This window comes from Aeromicrobium camelliae, assembly GCF_003850045.1.
Taxonomy (GTDB): Bacteria; Actinomycetota; Actinomycetes; order Propionibacteriales; family Nocardioidaceae; genus Aeromicrobium; species Aeromicrobium camelliae.
Genome location: NZ_RQJX01000001.1, coordinates 293,705 through 309,915, shown reverse-complemented (window position 1 = coordinate 309,915; position 16,211 = coordinate 293,705). Strand labels below are relative to the sequence as shown.

At 69.8% G+C, this 16,211-nt stretch carries 22 protein-coding genes; 4 read left to right on the top strand and 18 right to left on the bottom strand.

Going from position 1 to position 16,211, the window contains the following annotated elements; genetic code table 11:
* Positions 1-236: HNH endonuclease signature motif containing protein (locus EHW97_RS15445; protein ID WP_208001815.1), on the top strand; the 236-nt coding region annotated here is incomplete at its 5' end.
* Between the two features lies 1 nt (position 237).
* On the opposite strand, the gene rdgB is transcribed toward EHW97_RS15445, so the two are convergent.
* From rdgB to clpS, 11 genes are all read right to left on the bottom strand, one after another.
* Positions 238-846, bottom strand: coding sequence for an RdgB/HAM1 family non-canonical purine NTP pyrophosphatase (rdgB, locus tag EHW97_RS01625; protein ID WP_124235409.1), 609 nt, complete (start codon positions 844-846; stop codon positions 238-240).
* Positions 843-1,562: a ribonuclease PH gene (gene rph / locus EHW97_RS01620; RefSeq protein ID WP_124235408.1), complete on the bottom strand. Its 720-nt coding sequence runs from the start codon at positions 1,560-1,562 to the stop codon at positions 843-845. Before rph ends, rdgB begins: the two co-directional genes overlap by 4 nt.
* Positions 1,563-1,587: 25 nt before the next feature.
* Complete coding sequence (locus EHW97_RS01615; RefSeq protein ID WP_124235407.1) at positions 1,588-2,352, bottom strand: MBL fold metallo-hydrolase; 765 nt, start codon at positions 2,350-2,352, stop codon at positions 1,588-1,590.
* Positions 2,349-3,155 (bottom strand): glutamate racemase, encoded by an 807-nt coding sequence (gene murI / locus EHW97_RS01610; protein WP_124235406.1) that lies wholly within the window; start codon positions 3,153-3,155, stop codon positions 2,349-2,351. Before murI ends, EHW97_RS01615 begins: the two co-directional genes overlap by 4 nt.
* A gap of 63 nt (positions 3,156-3,218) precedes the next feature.
* Positions 3,219-4,196: a ribose-phosphate diphosphokinase gene (locus EHW97_RS01605; RefSeq protein ID WP_124235405.1), complete on the bottom strand. Its 978-nt coding sequence runs from the start codon at positions 4,194-4,196 to the stop codon at positions 3,219-3,221.
* Positions 4,197-4,235: 39 nt separating this feature from the next.
* A complete protein-coding gene (locus tag EHW97_RS01600; protein ID WP_124235404.1) occupies positions 4,236-4,580 on the bottom strand; it encodes a hypothetical protein in 345 nt (114 codons plus the stop codon).
* Between the two features lie 28 nt (positions 4,581-4,608).
* Complete coding sequence (locus EHW97_RS01595; protein ID WP_124235403.1) at positions 4,609-5,559, bottom strand: PLP-dependent cysteine synthase family protein; 951 nt, start codon at positions 5,557-5,559, stop codon at positions 4,609-4,611.
* A gap of 1 nt (position 5,560) precedes the next feature.
* On the bottom strand, positions 5,561-5,839 hold the full coding sequence (locus EHW97_RS01590; protein WP_124235402.1) for a MoaD family protein: 279 nt from the start codon (positions 5,837-5,839) through the stop codon (positions 5,561-5,563).
* Positions 5,839-6,303, bottom strand: a complete 465-nt coding sequence (locus EHW97_RS01585) for a M67 family metallopeptidase (RefSeq protein WP_124235401.1) — start codon at positions 6,301-6,303, stop codon at positions 5,839-5,841. Before EHW97_RS01585 ends, EHW97_RS01590 begins: the two co-directional genes overlap by 1 nt.
* Positions 6,304-6,366: 63 nt before the next feature.
* Entirely contained in the window at positions 6,367-6,939 is a 573-nt protein-coding gene (locus tag EHW97_RS01580; RefSeq protein ID WP_124235400.1) for a DUF2017 domain-containing protein, read from the bottom strand.
* Positions 6,936-7,184: an ATP-dependent Clp protease adapter ClpS gene (gene clpS / locus EHW97_RS01575; RefSeq protein WP_243696259.1), complete on the bottom strand. Its 249-nt coding sequence runs from the start codon at positions 7,182-7,184 to the stop codon at positions 6,936-6,938. The genes EHW97_RS01580 and clpS overlap by 4 nt, the downstream gene beginning before the upstream one ends.
* Before the next feature lie 132 nt (positions 7,185-7,316).
* On the opposite strand from clpS, the gene EHW97_RS01570 reads away from it, so the two are divergent.
* Positions 7,317-8,624, top strand: coding sequence for a nicotinate phosphoribosyltransferase (locus EHW97_RS01570; RefSeq protein WP_124235398.1), 1,308 nt, complete (start codon positions 7,317-7,319; stop codon positions 8,622-8,624).
* 1 nt (position 8,625) lies between these two features.
* A complete protein-coding gene (locus tag EHW97_RS01565) occupies positions 8,626-9,186 on the top strand; it encodes an isochorismatase family protein (RefSeq protein WP_124235397.1) in 561 nt (186 codons plus the stop codon).
* A gap of 6 nt (positions 9,187-9,192) precedes the next feature.
* Here the strand turns inward: EHW97_RS01565 and EHW97_RS01560 are convergent, their stop codons facing one another.
* From EHW97_RS01560 to EHW97_RS01535, 6 genes are all read right to left on the bottom strand, one after another.
* Positions 9,193-9,606, bottom strand: coding sequence for an Ig-like domain repeat protein (locus tag EHW97_RS01560; protein ID WP_124235396.1), 414 nt, complete (start codon positions 9,604-9,606; stop codon positions 9,193-9,195).
* A 79-nt stretch (positions 9,607-9,685) separates the two neighbouring features.
* Positions 9,686-10,723, bottom strand: a complete 1,038-nt coding sequence (locus EHW97_RS01555) for an LLM class flavin-dependent oxidoreductase (RefSeq protein ID WP_124235395.1) — start codon at positions 10,721-10,723, stop codon at positions 9,686-9,688.
* A gap of 33 nt (positions 10,724-10,756) precedes the next feature.
* Complete coding sequence (locus EHW97_RS01550) at positions 10,757-11,710, bottom strand: alpha/beta hydrolase (protein WP_124235394.1); 954 nt, start codon at positions 11,708-11,710, stop codon at positions 10,757-10,759.
* A 36-nt stretch (positions 11,711-11,746) separates the two neighbouring features.
* On the bottom strand, positions 11,747-13,444 hold the full coding sequence (locus EHW97_RS01545; protein ID WP_124235393.1) for a DEAD/DEAH box helicase: 1,698 nt from the start codon (positions 13,442-13,444) through the stop codon (positions 11,747-11,749).
* Entirely contained in the window at positions 13,441-13,707 is a 267-nt protein-coding gene (locus EHW97_RS01540; protein ID WP_124235392.1) for a DUF3039 domain-containing protein, read from the bottom strand. The genes EHW97_RS01545 and EHW97_RS01540 overlap by 4 nt, the downstream gene beginning before the upstream one ends.
* Positions 13,708-13,753: 46 nt before the next feature.
* The gene (locus EHW97_RS01535; protein WP_124235391.1) at positions 13,754-14,311 is read right to left on the bottom strand and encodes a YqgE/AlgH family protein; all 558 of its coding nucleotides are present in this window, start codon (positions 14,309-14,311) and stop codon (positions 13,754-13,756) included.
* A 97-nt stretch (positions 14,312-14,408) separates the two neighbouring features.
* On the opposite strand from EHW97_RS01535, the gene EHW97_RS01530 reads away from it, so the two are divergent.
* Positions 14,409-15,185: a MerR family transcriptional regulator gene (locus EHW97_RS01530; protein WP_166367344.1), complete on the top strand. Its 777-nt coding sequence runs from the start codon at positions 14,409-14,411 to the stop codon at positions 15,183-15,185.
* Here EHW97_RS01530 and EHW97_RS01525 read toward each other — a convergent pair.
* Positions 15,172-16,158 carry a DUF3048 domain-containing protein gene (locus EHW97_RS01525; RefSeq protein ID WP_124235389.1) on the bottom strand — a complete coding sequence of 329 codons (987 nt, stop codon included), beginning with the start codon at positions 16,156-16,158 and terminating at the stop codon, positions 15,172-15,174. The genes EHW97_RS01530 and EHW97_RS01525 overlap by 14 nt on opposite strands.
* Positions 16,159-16,211: the final 53 nt, after the last annotated feature.

Sequence of the window (16,211 nt, the reverse complement as noted above, 5' to 3'; positions counted from 1 at the left end):
TACGCAACGCAATCCGCTTCCGCGACGGCACCTGCAGATACCCCGGATGCACCACCAAAGCCGCCAACTGCGACCTCGACCACCGGCAACCGTTACCGAACGGGCCCACCTCAGGCGACAACCTCTGGGCGTTATGCCGGCACCACCACAAACTCAAAACCTTCGACCATGCCGTGCCCATCCCACACGAGGACAGCTGGGCCTGGGACGTCGGCGGCACGATCCTGACCGAGTAGCTCAGCCCTGGAGGTGCTCGGCGATGCGCGGTGCGATGGCGCGCAGGGCACGTCCGCGGTGGCTGATGGAGTCCTTCTCCTCGCGGCTGAGCTCGGCGGTCGATACGTCGTAGCCCTCGGCCGCGAACAGGGGGTCGTAGCCGAAGCCGCCGTCACCACGCTCCTCGCGCAGGATCCGGCCCGGCATCTCGCCCACCTCGACGATCTCCACCCCAGGGGCGCAGAACGCCATGGCGCAACGGAATGTGCCGCCGCGGCGCTCATCCGGGACGTCCGACAGCTGCGACAGCAAGAGGCGGTTGTTGGCCGCGTCGCCGCCCTCGGACTTCGGGACACCGGACCAGCGCGCCGACAGGACGCCGGGCATGCCGTTCAACGCGTCGACGCACAGACCAGAGTCATCCGCGAGCGACGGAAGGCCGGTGGCAGCGAGAGCCGCGCGAGCCTTGAGCAAGGCGTTGCCCTCGAACGTCGCCTCGGTCTCGACCGGTTCGGGGTAGTCGGCGACGTCGGACAGGCCGAGCACCTCGATGTCGGGATCCAGCGGAGCGAGGATGCGGTGCAGCTCCTCGAGCTTCTTGGCGTTGTGCGATGCGAGAACGACCTTCATCGGCTCAGAGCCTCCTGCTGCAGTGCGGTGAGCTCGGCGCAACCCTTGGCGGCCAGCGCGAGCATCGCGTCGAGCTCGTTCTTGTCGAACGCCGCGCCCTCGGCCGTGCCCTGCACCTCGACGAACTTGCCGTCGCCGGTCATCACCACGTTCATGTCGGTCTCCGCGCGGACGTCCTCCACGTAGGGCAAGTCGAGCACAGGCTGTCCGTCCACGATCCCGACACTCACCGCGGCGACCGACGAGGTCAGCGGCTCACCGAGCAGTGCGCCCTCTCGTCCGAGGTGCGCGACCGCGTCCGCGAGCGCGATGTACGCGCCCGTGATCGCGGCGGTGCGGGTGCCGCCGTCGGCCTGGAGCACGTCACAGTCGATCGCGATCGTATTCTCGCCGAGGGCGGTGTAGTCGATGGCGGCGCGCAGGGAGCGGCCGACGAGGCGGCTGATCTCGTGCGTACGTCCGCCGACCTTCCCCTTGACCGACTCTCGCGGAGACCGCTCGTGGGTCGCCTGCGGCAGCATCGCATACTCGGCGGTCACCCACCCGAGGCCGGAGCCCTTGCGCCAGCGCGGAACGCCTTCAGTCGCACTCGCCGCGCAGAGCACGCGGGTGCGGCCGAACTCGATGAGACACGAGCCTTGGGCGTGGTCGAGCCACTGGCGAGTGATGGTGATGGGGCGGAGCTGATCGGGCGCGCGGCCGTCCTCGCGGGTCATAGATACGACCGTAGCGCGCCGCGAATCAGGCGAGTTCGTAGACCCGTCCGGCAGTGACGAGCTCGTACGGACCGTCGTAGGTCGACAGCAGATCGCGCTCGACCTCGTCGCGGTCGGTCCAGGCGGGAATGTGAGTGATCAGCAGTCGACCGACGCCCGCCTCGGCCGCGATCTTGCCGGCCTCGGCACCGGTCAGATGCAGCTCGGGCGGGTTGGTGGCGGACTCGACGAACGACGCCTCGCAGAGGAAGAGGTCCGCTCCCCGGGCGAAGTCAGCGAGCTCGTCCATGGGACCCGTGTCGCCGGTGTAGACGACCGCATGGTCGCCGAGTTCGAGCCGGACGGCGTACGCCGGGACGGGATGGGAGGTGAGCATCGCCCGCATCGTGAACGGACCGATCGTCGTCTCCATGCCGTCGGAGAAGTCGCGGAACTCGAAGGGCAACGTCATGCCGTTCGGATTCGTGGTGCCGTACGCGTCCGAGAGGTGCCAGTCGCTGCCAGCCGGCGCGTAGACCGGCACGCGCGGCAGCGGGCCGGCAGGGTGGTACTTGCGCACGACGTACAGCCCGCTCATGTCGAAGCAGTGATCGGGATGCAGGTGCGACAGGCTGATCGCGTCGATGTCGCGCAGATCGATGTAGCGCTGCAGTGGACCGAGGGCGCCGCTGCCGAGATCGAGGAGCATGCGGAAGACGCGACCCTCGTAGGGCGCCTCCACCAGATAGCAGCTGGCGGCAGAGTCCGGCCCCGGATACGAGCCGGCGCACCCGATGATCGTCAGCTTCACACCGTCACCCACGCGAACTGGTCGACCGACTCGATCTCGGGGCCGAGGAAGCGCCGGCCGAGCGCGGCGAACTCCTCGGGCTGGCCGGTGGTGAGGAAACGGTGCTGCGGCCGCGGCAACGACGGGTCGCGCTCGAGGCCCTCGCGCACCAGCAACCGGTAGACGTCCTTCGCGGTCTCCTCGGCCGACGACACGAGCGTGACGCCGTCGCCCATCACGTACGAGAGCACGCCGGTGAGCAGCGGGTAGTGCGTGCAGCCGAGGACGAGGGTGTCGACCCCGGCGTCCTTGACCGGCTGCAGGTACTGCTCCGCGACGGCGAGGAGTTCTGGCCCGCCAGTCACCCCGGCCTCGACGAAGTCGACGAAGCGCGGGCACGCTTGCGTGACGAGTTCGATCGAAGGGTTGGCGGCGAACGCGTCGTCGTAGGCGCGCGACGTGGCCGTCGCCTGGGTGCACACGACGCCGACCTTGCCGTTGCGGGTGGCGTTCACGGCGCGGCGTGTGGCGGGGACGATCACCTCGACCACGGGGACGTCGTACCGTTCGCGCGCATCGTGAAGGACGGCCGCGCTCGCGGAGTTGCACGCGATCACGAGCACCTTGACGCCCTGACTCACGAGGTGATCGAGGCAATCGAGGGCGTACTCGCGCACCTCGGAGATCGACTTGGGGCCGTACGGCTGCCGCGCGGTGTCGCCGAGATAGACGACAGGCTCGTGCGGCAGCTGGTCCAACACGGCACGAGCGACCGTCAGGCCACCGAAGCCCGAGTCGAAGATGCCGATGGGTGCGTCTGCCACATCAACCGAGAGTACGGGTCCGCGCGGATGAACGCGAAGTAAACCGCTGTGAGGCGCGTCGCCCTACAGCGGCAGTTTCGGCTGCGGCGGCGCGTGCGTGGGATCGACGCCGTCGAACAGGCTGGAGACCGACTCGCCGGCGTGGATGCGGGCGATCGCCTCGGCGAACAGCGGGGCGACCGATCGGACGCGCAGCTCGGGCCAGTCCTTGGGCGCCGGCACCGTGTCGGTGGTGACGACCTCGCGAATGCCCGGATGGTCGCGCAAACGCTCCACCGCCTTGCCGGTGAACAGCCCGTGGGTGCAGGCAACCGAGACGTCGGTGACACCCTGCTGCTGCAGCATCGAGACGAGTTCGAGGATGGAGCCGCCGGTGGCGATCTCGTCGTCGAGGACGATCGCGCGCTTGCCGGCCACGTCGCCGACGATCGCGTCGATGACCACCCGGTCGTCGGCCTTGCGCTGCTTGCTTCCCGCGGCCACCGGGAGACCGAGGAGCCGAGCGAACTGCGAAGCGGTCTTCGCGTTGCCGAAGTCGGGCGAGACGACGACGGCGTCGGTCAGATCGGTGCCGCGGAAGTAGTCGGCAAGCTCGCCGAGGCCGGTCAGGTGGTCGAGCGGGACGGCGAAGAAGCCGTGCACCTGCGGAGCGTGGAGAGTCATCGTCACGACCCGGTTGACGCCAGCGGTCTCGAGCAGGTCGGCGACGAGCCGGCCACCGATCGAGATGCGCGAGGCGTCCTTCTTGTCCGAGCGCGCGTACGCGTAGTGCGGAATGACGACCGTGATCGAGGCCGCGGAGGCCCCTCGCGCCGCGTCGACCATGAGGAGCAGTTCCATGAGGTGGTCCTGCGTCGGCGGCACGAGGGGCTGAACGATGTAGACGTCGCGCTGGCGGCAGTTGTCGAGCAGTTGGACCTGCAGGCAGTCGTTGCTGAAGCGCTGGGTGTCCGCCGGCGAGCGACGGATGCCGAGGTGGTCACAGATCGCGTCGGCGAACTGCGGATGAGCGCTGCCAGAGAACACCACGATCTGGTTCACGCCCCTGAGGCTAGTGGACATCGCGGGTTCGGCGAAACGTCAGGTGAGCGACCCGAGCGCGGCCAGGACGAAGCCGCCGACCGCCGCGCACCCGATCCCGATCAGCGCCGCGACGCTGCCGTCGCGGACCGGGCGGAGCGGACGCCGGCGCAACGCGAGCCACAACGCGGCCGAAAGCACCGCCACGAGCGTCAGCGGCGCGAGGAAGAAGACCATGACGAACGTGTAACTGTCGTACGGCGTGAGGGAGCAGCCGAACCCGATACCCGAGCACTGGCCGTCGGGGTTCTCGGTCGCCGCTTGCGAGCGCAGCACGAGGACGATGAGCCAGGGCACGACCCACCACGCGGCGAGGACCCCGAAGGCTCCGGCGTAACGCTTCACGGCGTCAGCGTAGCGACGCTCGCGGGCGTCAAGCCCAGAGCTGACCGTCGAGGCGGTCCTCGGCCTCGTCGAGCGTGCCCTCGTACGCGCCGGTGGACAGGTACTTCCACCCGCCGTCGCACACCACGAAGCAGATGTCGGCACTCTCGCCCGCCTTGACGCACTTGTTCGCCTGGGCGATCGCGGCGTGCAGGATCGCGCCGGTCGAGATCCCGGCGAAGACGCCCTCGGCCGCGATGAGCTCACGGACCCGACGCACCGCATCCCGCGGCCCGACGCTGAAGCGCGAGTCGATGAGCGACTCGTCGTACAGCTCGGGCACGAAGCCCTCGTCGAGGTTGCGCAGGCCGTAGACGAGCTCGCCGTATCGCGGCTCGGCCGCCACGATCCGCACCTCGGGCTTGTGCTCGCGGAAGTAGCGACCGACGCCCATGAGCGTGCCGGTAGTCCCGAGCCCGCCGACGAAGTGAGTGATCTCGGGCAGATCGGCGTGGATCTCCGGCGCCGTCCCGCGGTAGTGCGCCTCGGCGTTGGCCGGATTGCCGTACTGGTAGAGCATCACCCAGTCGGGATGCTCGAGCGCGAGGCTCTTGGCCACGCGGACCGCCTCGTTCGACCCACCGGCCGCGGGCGAGGAGATGATCTCCGCGCCCCACATCCGCAACAGCTGCCGCCGCTCCTCGGACGTGTTCTCCGGCATGACGCAGACCAGCCGGTAGCCCCGCATCGAGGCCACCATCGCCAGCGAGATGCCGGTGTTGCCGCTCGTGGGTTCGAGGATCGTCGCGCCCGGGCTCAGCCGGCCCTCCGACTCGGCCTTCTCGATCATCGCCAGCGCCGCGCGATCCTTGATCGAGCCGGTCGGGTTCTGGTCCTCGAGCTTCGCCCACAGGCGCACCTCGGACGAGGGCGAAAGAGACGGCAGACCGATGAGCGGTGTGTGGCCGACCGAGTCGACCAGCGAGTCGTAGCGCGTCACGTCAGCGGGCGCCGCCGGCGACCGCCGGAAGGATGACGACGGTGTCGCCGTCCGAGAGGGCCGTCTGCAGACCGCCGGTGAAGCGGATGTCCTCGTCGTTGACGTAGATGTTGACGAAGCGGCGTGCCTCGCCGTTCTCGAGCAGACGCTCCTTGATGCCGTCATGGCGCGACTCGAGGTCGTCGATGAGCCCGGCGACGGTGTCGCCCTTGGCCTCGACGGCACGTTCACCGTCGGTGTACGTGCGCAGGATCGTGGGGATGCGGACCTCGATGGCCATCAGACTTCTGCTTTCTCGTCGGGGGTGGTTCCGGTGGTGTAACGCTCGACGACGCGGACTTCTTCCTCGGTGACCTCGCCGTCGACGATCCGGAAGGACCGGAAGTCGATCGGCGCGCCTTCCTCATGGGCACCGTCGCGGGTCGAGACGAGGACGTAGTGGGCGCCGGGCTCGGAGGCGAGCGCGATGTCGGTGCGCGAGGGGTACGCCTCGGTCGACGTGTGCGAGTGGTAGATCACGACGGGCTCCTCGTCGTTGTCGTCCATCTCGCGGTAGAGCTTGAGCAGATCGCCGGAGTCGAACTCGTAGAACGTCGGCGACATCGCGGCATTGAGCATCGGGATGAAGCGGGCCGGTACGTCCGATCCGATGGGTCCGGCGACGACACCGCAGGCCTCGTCGGGGTGGTCGCGGCGCGCGTGGGCGACGATCGCGTCGTGCGTCTCACGGTCGATGGTCAACACATCGCCAGTTTATCGGCGCGGTTCAGGCCCCGGACCGGGCGACCGCCAGACGGACACGGGCACTCAGCCCGCCGCCTCCACGAGCGTCTCCTGCACGAAGCCGAGCCAGTCGTAGACGTCGGCCATCGCCGCGGTGCCCGGGTCGTCGGACTCTGCCACGCGTTCGGCGTCCTCCTCGCTCTCGATGCCGAGGCGCACCGCGAGCGCCAACCGGACGTCGGTCAGCGCCCGCAGCCACGAGAGCACCTGGCCGTCGTCGAGCTCGACCTCGACGTCCGCGTCGTCGCGCGCGTCCTCCGACATGCCGCCGTCAGCAAGGGTGGTGATGACCGTCTCGGCGTTGGCGACCTTGGTCGAGGTCAGCGCCTGCTCGGTGTACCGGCGGAACTCCGCAGCGTCCTCGGGATCGTCGCGATAGGCGTCGGGCAGCAGGCGGGCGAGGACCGGGTCTTCGGGCGGCTGGACCGGACCGGACATCCCGACCATCGCGGCGAGCGGGTCAGCGGACGACTCGGGCGGTCCGTTGCGGTCACGCAGCAGCTCGACGACCTGCGCCGTCAGATTCGCCACGAGTTGCGCCTCGTTCTGCTCGAACACGCCCACGACGGTCTGCCGGCGTCGTACGAAGGGCCTCACAGTTGGCTCCTCTCCAGGGTCGCCCAGAGCCCGTACTCGTGCATCGCCTGCACGTGGCGCTCCTGCTCCTCGCGGCGACCACTCGACACGACGGCCTTGCCCTCGTGGTGGACGGCGAGCATGAGTTCGGTGGCCTTCTCCTCCGTGTAGCCGAAGTAGGTGCGGAAGACGAAGGCGACATAGGACATGAGGTTGACCGGGTCGTTCCACACGATCGTCACCCACGGGTCCTCGAGCTCGACCATGGCGTCGTGCTCGCGGTCGGGAGCGATCTCGGCGGGCGCGGGCCCGGTGGCTGCGGCGGTCACGCACCCCATTGTTGCCGAGTCCGGTCGCGTACCGAAACCGACTCTGCCCGGGCCCCCTATTCTCAGAACATGGGGACACGCACCGGGCTGTCGACCGCCCTGCTCACCGATCACTACGAGCTCACGATGCTCCAGGCCACGCTGTGCGACGGCACCGCGCAGCGCCGCAGCGTGTTCGAGCTGTTCGCTCGCCGGTTGTCCGGTGGGCGTCGATACGGCGTCGTCGCGGGTACGGGACGGTTCCTCGACGCCCTCGAGAACTTCCGCTTCGGTGACGACGAACTGCGGTTCCTGCGCGACGCCGCCGTGGTCGACGACGCCACCCTCGACTGGCTGGCGGACTTCCGCTTCACCGGCGACGTGTGGGGTTACCCCGAGGGCGAGCTCTACTTCCCCGGCTCCCCCGTCCTCGTGGTCGAAGGCACCTTCGCCGAATGCGTGGTGCTCGAGACCGTCGCTCTCTCGGTGCTCAACCACGACTCCGCCATCGCGACCGCTGCGGCTCGCATGACCGCGGCCGCGGGTGATCGACCGTGCATCGAGATGGGGTCACGCCGCACCCAGGAGTGGTCGGCCGTCGCCGCCGCGCGCGCTGCGTACGTGGCGGGTTTCGCGGCCACCTCCAACCTCGAGGCGGGTCGTACCTACGGAATCCCGACCACCGGCACCGCCGCGCACTCCTTCACCCTCGTCCACGACTCGGAGAAGGAGGCGTTCGAGGCGCAGGTCGCCGCGCTCGGCTCCGGCACCACGTTGCTCGTCGACACGTACGACATCGCCGAGGGGGTCCGCAACGCGATCGCTGCCGGCGGACTCGACCTCGGTGCTGTGCGCCTCGACTCCGGAGACCTCGCCCAGGTCGCGGCGAGCGTGCGGGCTCAACTGGACTCCCTGGGCGCGACGACGACCCGGATCACAGTCACCAGCGACCTCGACGAGTATGCGATCGCGGCACTCGCAGTGGCGCCCGTGGACGGCTACGGCGTCGGCACCTCGCTCGTCACCGGTTCGGGGGTGCCCACGAGCGGCTTCGTCTACAAGCTGGTGGCCCGGGAGGGCGCGGACGGATCGCTCGTCTCCGTGGCCAAGAAGAGCAAGGACAAGATCTCCGTCGGCGGGCGTAAGTTCGCCGTCCGCCGACGCGACGAGCGCGGCATCGCCACCGCCGAGGTCATCGGCGTCGGCGAGCAGCCGGACAGCGACCACGACGACCGGACGCTCCTGGTCCCGCTCGTCACCAAGGGCGAACGTGTCGACCGCGCCTCACTCGAGGACGCGCGTCGTCACTTCCGGTCCGCGATCGGTGAGCTTCCCGCCGGAGCGCTGCGGCTGAGCAAGGGCGACCCGGCACTTCCCACCGTCTACGAGGAGCACTGACATGGCAACCACGGCACTCATCGTCGTCGACGTTCAGAACGACTTCTGCGAGGGCGGCTCTCTCGCCGTGCAAGGCGGAGCCAAGGTCGCCGCAGACGTGCACGAGCTCATCGAGCGGTCCCGCGGCGACTACGCAGCCATCGTGGCGACGCGCGACCACCACATCGACCCGGGCGCCCACTTCTCCGACACCCCCGATTACGTCGACTCCTGGCCGCGGCACTGCGTGGCAGGCACGCCCGGCGCGGACCTGCACGCCCCGCTGACCAGCCGCATGTTCGATGCGGTCTTCGACAAGGGCGAATACGCCGCGGCCTACTCGGGCTTCGAGGGCGTCACGTCGACGGGGACGGACCTCACGACGTACCTGCAGGCGCACGGCATCGACGCGGTGGACATCGTGGGCATCGCGACGGATCACTGCGTCCGCGCCACGGCTCTCGACGCGGCGAAGGCCGGACTCGACGTCACGGTGCTGCGCGACTACGTCGCCGCGGTCTCACCCGAGAACATCGCACGAGTGGAGGCCGAGTGGGCCGAGGCCGGCATCACGACTCGCTGAGGACGGTCAGCGGGCGCGGACCACGACCTCGACGGGATCGCTCCAGGAACTCATGGTGCCGTCGGCGCCGAGGTAACGCGCCTGCACGTCGACGGTGCCCGGATCGTCGACGCGGACGCCGGCGACCGCCGTCCCCACCGAGAGCTCACGGGTGACGATCTCCTCGCCCACCCGCAGCTCGACGGTGCCCTCGGGCCGCGCACCGGCGGCGGCGACGCCCGCCGCCACCCGCACCGTGTCGCCCGCCTCGACCGACGGGGTCAGCGCGAGGACATTGGTGGTCGTGGGGACCGTGGTGTCCGACGCCGGCAGCAGGTCCGCTGCCGTGCCGGTCACGACGCCGGGCTGGAGGGTGAGGCTGGCCGCGGCCACGATCGCTGCCGCACCCGACGTTGCGAGGACGATGCCAAGTCGCGTCATGTCGCCAGCGTCGTCGCAGCGGACGAACGGTCAGTCACACACGTGTGAACGTGGCCCGAACTCTGCGCGCCGACCTCGTTCAGCCCAGCGCCTCGGCGAGTAACCGCAGTGTCTGCTCGCGCGCCGGAGCGGTCGACGGGTCCGTACCCTGACGGGCCGATCCCAGGGGGTTGATCATGACCTCGTCGACGTCGAAGCGGGTCGCGAGCTCGCGCACCTGGCGAGCGGCCTGCTCGGGAGTGCCGTACACGGTGCGCGCCAGTCCCGACTCGACGATCTCCTCCTCGACCTCGGTCAGCTCCGTGGCCTCGGCCTCCTCGACCAACTGCAGCGGGATGAGCGGCTTGCGGGTGCGCAACCGCGCCATCGTCAGCAGGTTCGGCAGCGCGAGGGCCGCCGCCTCCTCCGTCGTGTCGGCGACCGAGGCGTTGACGGTGAGGAAGGTCGTCGGCTGAGCGCACTGGTCGCTCGGCCGGAACTCGCGTCGGTAGGTCGCGAGCGCTTCATCTGTGCCCTGGCCCGAGAAGTGGTGGGCGAAGACGTACGGGAGCCCCTTGGCGGCCGCCAGATGGGCGGAGTACATCGACGAACCGAGCAACCACAACCGTGGCCGGCTGGCCGCCGCAGGGGTGGCCTTGAGGATGTACTGCTCGCGCGGAATCGGCACGCGGACACCTTCGGTACCCATCAGCGCCATGACGTCGTCGAGGTACTGCGGGAACTTCTCGATGTCGGAGTCGTCGCGTCCGGCTGCTCCGCGAAGCGCCCAGGACGTGACGGGGTCGGACCCCGGCGCACGACCGATGCCCAGATCGATCCGACCCGGATGGGCGGCCTCGAGGAGCGCGAACTGCTCGGCGACCGCCAGCGGCGCGTGATTCGGCAGCATCACGCCCCCCGACCCGATCCGGATGCGCTCGGTACGGGCGGCCAGCTGAGCGATGAGGACCGGCGGGGACGTGGCGGCGACGGCCGGCATGTTGTGATGCTCGGCCACCCAGTACCGCTCGTAGCCGAGAGCGTCGGCTGCTTGCACCAGCTCGACCGTGGCGGCGAGGGCGTCGCCGGTGGTCTGATCGCTGCGGACGGGGACGAGATCCAGGACCGAGAGCTTCACCCTTCAACTGTCCCACCGGCCCCAAGAGGCGACTCAGGGTGCCAAGCGCTCGGCCAGGAAGTCGGTGATGTCGTCCACGGCCTGGCGGGCCTGTTTGCCGACGAGGCCGGGCAGACTGACGAAGCCGTGGATGGCGTCGGTGTACATGCGATAGCGGACCGGAACGCCGGCGCGCTGCAGAGCATCGCGATAGCGGCTGCCGTTGTCGAGCAGCGGGTCGAATTCGGCGGTGAGGATGAAAGCCGGCGGCAGATCCTCGTGCTTGGTGGCGCGCAACGGCGAAGCTCGCCAGTCGTCCGTGCCGTAGGCGTCCTGCAGGTAGAGCTGGACGAACGTCCTCATGTTGGCCGAGGTGAGCACCGGTGCCTTGGGCATCCGCAGCTCCGAGGGGTACTTCTCGTACATCTCCACCGCCGGGTAGATCAGCACCTGCGCCCGTAGCCGCGGCTCCCCCTCGTCCCGCGTCGTGAGCGCCGTGACGGCGGCGAGGTTGCCGCCGGCGCTGTCGCCCATCACCGCGACGCGCTCGGGATCGACGCCGATCCTCGCAGCGCGGTCGATGATCCACCGCAGGGTCTCCCACGCATCGTCCGCCGCCGCCGGGAACGGGTGCTCGGGTGCGAACCGGTACGACGGCGAAATCACCACGGCGCCTGTGCGGGCGGCGACGCGGCTCGCCAACCAGCCCGACTGCTCGGTGTTGCCCTGGACCCACCCGCCGCCGTGGTAGTTCACCACCACGGGGCGAGGACCGGTCCCCGCGGCCTTCGGGCGGTAGACGAGCGCGGGAAGGGTGCGACCGGGCAGCGTGACGTCGAGTTCCTCCACCGTGACCCGCCGATCCGGCCGCCCGAACACCCATCTGCCGACCACGGACCGCTGCAACGCCAATCGCTTCGCGCGTTGTGCCGCGTGGTCGGTGACCTCCTCGATCGGTTGGGTCACGCGGTTGAGGACCAGGCCCAGCAGACGCACGCGCACGCTCATGCGCGCCACCTTAGCGACTTCGCGTCGTGTGCGGGATCAACTCGCGCGCAACGCCCACTCACGGAGCCGATCGATGCGGCGCTGCAACTGCTCGGCCGTCGCGGCGGCCGCCGGCGGCCCCCCGCATTCGGACCGCAGCTTGTTGTGCACCACCCCGTGCGGGGTGCCCGTCCGGTGGTGCCACGCCGCGACGAGGGAGTTGAGCTCGCGGCGCAGTTCCGCACGCCGCTCGAACGCCACGTCGCGCTCGACCTCGACGGTCTCCCGGCGCTGAGCCAACTCCTCACGCGCCTTCTTCGACCGCGCCGACCGCAGCAGCTCCGCCACCTGGTCGGGCTCGAGTAGACCGGGGATGCCGAGGAAGTCCAACTCCTCGGGATCGTCGGCGATCGCGTCGTAGCCGAACTCGCCGCCATCGTACACGACACGGTCGAACGCCGCCTCGCTGCCGAGCGCGCGATACGTGCCCAACTCCTCGGGCATCGCCGGCTCCTCGCGCTGAGCGCGTGCGAGCATCTCGGCCTCCGCGGCGAACAGATCGTCCTCGTCCTTGACCGGCCGCCCGATGACGTGATCGCGCTCGGCCTCCAGATCGGCGGCGAGACCGAGCAGCCCGGGCACGCTCGGAACGAAGATCGACGCGGTCTCCCCGCGCCGGCGGGCGCGGACGAAACGGCCGACCGCCTGGGCGAAGAACAGCGGAGTCGCGGTCGTCGTCGCGTAGACGCCCACGGCGAGGCGGGGCACGTCGACGCCCTCACTCACCATGCGCACGGCGACCATCCACGGGTCGCTGTTCGCCGAGAACTCCGCGATCCGCGCGCTGGACCCGGCCTCGTCCGACAACACGAGCGTGGGCTCGGTACCCGTCAGATCACGCAAGAGCGCCGCGTAGGCGCGCGCCGCCGTCTGATCGGTGGCGATCACCAGCCCCCCGGCGTCAGGGATGTCGCGTCGCACCTCCTGAAGGCGCCGATGAGCGGCCTGGAGGACGGCCGGAATCCACGCGCCCTGCGGATCGAGGGCGGTGCGGAGGGCTTGCGCGGTCTGGTCGCGCGTGAGCGGTTCGCCGAGGCGCGCGCTGACCTCGTCCCCGGCGCTCGTGCGCCACTGCATCTGGCCGGAGTAGGCCATGAAGAGCACCGGCCGGACGACGCCGTCGCGCAATGCCGACCCGTAGCCGTACGCGTAATCGGCGACGCTCGCGATGGACCCGTCACTCTGCGGCGCGTACGTCACGAACGGAATCGGGTTGTCGTCGGACCGGAACGGCGTACCGGTCAGCGCGAGCCGCCGCACCGCCGGTTCGCACGCCTCCTGCACGGCCTCGCCCCAACTCAGCGCGTCGCCGGCGTGGTGGATCTCGTCGAGGATGACGAGCGTGCGCTGCCGCTCGATCCGGACCCGGTGAGCGATCGGGTTCGTCGCGAGACCCGCGTACGTGACGGCGTAGCCCTGGAACTGCGGAGCGAGCGCGCCCGAGAGGTTCGGGTCCAGCGAGATGCCCATCGAGGCGGCGCTCAGCGCCCACTGCGTCTTGAGGTGCTCGGTCGGCGCGACCACCACGACGCGTTCGACCACGCGGCGGTGCAGCAGGTCGGCGGCGATGGTCAGCGCGAAGGTCGTCTTACCGGCACCAGGCGTCGCCACCGTGAGGAAGTCACGCGGCTGCGTGCGCTGGTACTGCTCGAGGGCTTCGCGCTGCCAGGCCCGGAGGCGCTGGCCGGCGCTCACTGGGCGTCGTCTTCGTCGCCGTCCTCATCGCGCAGGGAGTCCCAGATCTCCTTGCACTCGGGGCAGACGGGGTAACGCTGCGGGTCGCGGCTGGGCACCCACACCTTGCCGCAGAGAGCGACGACGGGCGTGCCCATGACCATCGCCTCGGTCAGCTTGTCCTTGGGCACGTAGTGGCTGAAGCGCTCGTGGTCACCGTTGTCGGTGCGCTGCTCCGTGCGCTCGTCGTAGACGGTCTGCGTTCCGCGTCCGAAGAATCCCACGGACCCATCCTAGGCACGTCCCACCCACGCGCCGAGCAGCACCGCGTCAGTTGAACGTCGGATCCTCGGGGTAGGTGGACATCAGGCGCAGATCGTCGTCCTGGCGGCGCAGCACGCTCGACCACAGCAGCTCCGGAGTGGCCGAGAGCAGGTCGCGCTCCTCGGCGTCGACGACGACCCAGGAACCCTCGTCGAGCTCCTCCTCGAGCTGTCCCGGCCCCCAGCCCGCGTACCCGGCGAAGACCCGCAGGCCCTGCAGGGTGCCCTGCGGGGGGACGGGCCCGGTGAGGTCGACCAGGCCGACGCGCCCGTACGTCGGACGCCAGCCGCTCGGAACGAGACTCGCGGTACCGATGACGCCGACCGCGAGAGCGGCGTCGGTCGAGACAGGACCGCCGCTGAACAGGCAGCCGGGTGCGTTCACGGCGTCGCCCCACTCGGGCAGCACCTCGTCGACACCAGAATCGAGCGGGCGGTTGACGATGACACCGACCGCCCCTTCGTCGTCGTGGTCGAGCATGTACACGACGCTGCGATAGAACAGACCGCCCTCGATGGCGGGGGTCGCGACGAGCAGTCGTCCGCGGACGTCGACGGTACTCATAACTCCATGATGCCCCTGTGTACCGATCTTCGGTGGATGACGGGCGTAGTCCGGCGCGCGGGCCGCCGCCGAGGTCTCGTCGCCTATGCTGTCGCCCATGCGTGAACCCACGTCGGACGCCGAGGAGTTCACCGTCGACGAGCTCGCCTCACGCGCGAACATGACGGTGCGCAACGTGCGCGCCTACGCCAGCCGCGGGCTCATCGATCCGCCCCGGCTCGAGGGCCGCACCGGCTACTACAACTTGTCGCACCTGCAGCGGCTCCAGCTCATCCGCCAGCTCCTCGACCGCGGGTTCACGCTCGCGGCGGTCGAGGATGCGATCGTCAAGTCGCCGACGACCGCTCCCGGTCACGCTCTCGAGCTGATGACCCTGCTCGGGCACACCGGCGACGACGACCCGAGCGTGCTCATGTCACCGGACGACCTCGCAGCGCTGGCCAACGTGCAGCACGCCGATCCGCTCATCGACGCGCTGGCCGAGCTCGGTCTCGTCGAACGCGTCGACGAGACCACGCTGCGCATCCTCGACCCGCAGGTCGTGCGCCCCGGCGCGGCCGCGGTAGCCCTGGGTCTCGCCCCCGAAACCGTCATCAATGCCGTGCCGATCCTGCGCGAACATCTGCGCGCGATCGCCGACCACCTCGTCAAGCAGGTCTCCGACGAGATCGTGCAGCCGTTCGTGGATCAGGGCCTGCCCGAGCACGACTGGCCGCGCGTGTTCGGTGCCGTCGAGGAACTCCTCCCCATCGCCAGCCAGGTCATCCTCGCGCTGTTCCGCAGCGAGTTGCAGGAGTCGATCGAGATCGAGGTCGGCGACAAGCTCCAGCAGATGGGCGAGTCCGGCCCCGAGGGCACCGCTAGCGCCAGCTGACGTCGGCGGTCGAGTTGTTGACGAGCTCGATCCAGGTCTTGCCCGGCGCGAGCTCGACCGGCTTGCCCTCGCCGTCGGCGAGCTGGATCTGCGAGGCGTGATCCTGCTTGGACCACGTGCCCTCGATGACGCCGCCGCCGGCGAAGACGACGGCGCGTCCCGATCCGACGAAGTTGGTCTCGGGCACGGCGTTGCCGGCAGGGTCGCGGTACCCGGCGTCGACCTCGTCGGCGAACAGGACGAGCAGATTACGCGCCGAGAACTCGGGTTGCGCGATGCCGTTGGTCCGGGTCCAACCGCCCTCGCCGTGGGCCCACTCCGTCGTGTGGAAGTTGGAGAACCGCACCGACGCGGCGGTGACGGGCGTCGGGGCAGGAGTCGCCTTCTCCTCCGACTCCGCCCACGGGAGATACGGCACCGCCGGGCGCACCGGACCGATCTGCTCGGTGAGGTGACGGAGGTTGACGAGCACGTTGTACGGGGCCGCCTTGCCCGCCTCGCGGCTGAACCCGCCGGCTCCGCCGTCCTCACTGACGATGGGCACCTCCGCTTCGCGAAGACGATCGAACGTCTGCGGTGCGCCACCGGAGGCGACGATGTGGGCACTGGCCGGCTTGGCGATACCGATGTCGGTCGCGCGGACCGAGCGGACGTGGCCGACCGACTCGGGCATCTGCGAGTAGAAGATCGCAGCGAGGCGGGTGGCTCCGCCCTCGACCGTCTCCTCGACGACGAGGTCGGCTTGGTCCAGACCCGTCTGCGGAGCGGCCGAGCCGGTGTTGTCGATCTTCACCGCGAACGGTGCGTGCTCGGGCAGACCGTCCTCGAGCCGCTCTCCGGTGAGCGGGGAGATCTGGACGAGGTCCGAGCCGTCCTTCTTGTTCGGGTCCTGGGCGGTGTCGTCGTCCCCCGACGAGCATGCGGCCAGGAGGGCCGCAGCAGCCACCATCGACACGATCGCGCGCAACTTCATAGACGCCAGCATGCATGACGGCTGGTTCTCCTCCGGCGACCGGGGAGCCCGTG

Bases quoted from the DNA above. Each gene is read 5' to 3' on its own strand.
- EHW97_RS01560 (WP_124235396.1), bottom strand. From the start codon at position 9,606: ATGACGCGACTTGGCATCGTCCTCGCAACGTCGGGTGCGGCAGCGATC.
- EHW97_RS01525 (WP_124235389.1), bottom strand. From the start codon at position 16,158: ATGAAGTTGCGCGCGATCGTGTCGATGGTGGCTGCTGCGGCCCTCCTG.
- EHW97_RS01550 (WP_124235394.1), bottom strand. From the start codon at position 11,710: ATGAGCGTGCGCGTGCGTCTGCTGGGCCTGGTCCTCAACCGCGTGACC.
- EHW97_RS01535 (WP_124235391.1), bottom strand. From the start codon at position 14,311: ATGAGTACCGTCGACGTCCGCGGACGACTGCTCGTCGCGACCCCCGCC.
- EHW97_RS01590 (WP_124235402.1), bottom strand. From the start codon at position 5,839: ATGGCCATCGAGGTCCGCATCCCCACGATCCTGCGCACGTACACCGAC.
- clpS (WP_243696259.1), bottom strand. From the start codon at position 7,184: ATGGTCGAGCTCGAGGACCCGTGGGTGACGATCGTGTGGAACGACCCG.
- EHW97_RS01570 (WP_124235398.1), top strand. From the start codon at position 7,317: ATGGGGACACGCACCGGGCTGTCGACCGCCCTGCTCACCGATCACTAC.
- EHW97_RS01565 (WP_124235397.1), top strand. From the start codon at position 8,626: ATGGCAACCACGGCACTCATCGTCGTCGACGTTCAGAACGACTTCTGC.
- EHW97_RS01530 (WP_166367344.1), top strand. From the start codon at position 14,409: ATGCGTGAACCCACGTCGGACGCCGAGGAGTTCACCGTCGACGAGCTC.
- rph (WP_124235408.1), bottom strand. From the start codon at position 1,562: ATGACCCGCGAGGACGGCCGCGCGCCCGATCAGCTCCGCCCCATCACC.
- rdgB (WP_124235409.1), bottom strand. From the start codon at position 846: ATGAAGGTCGTTCTCGCATCGCACAACGCCAAGAAGCTCGAGGAGCTG.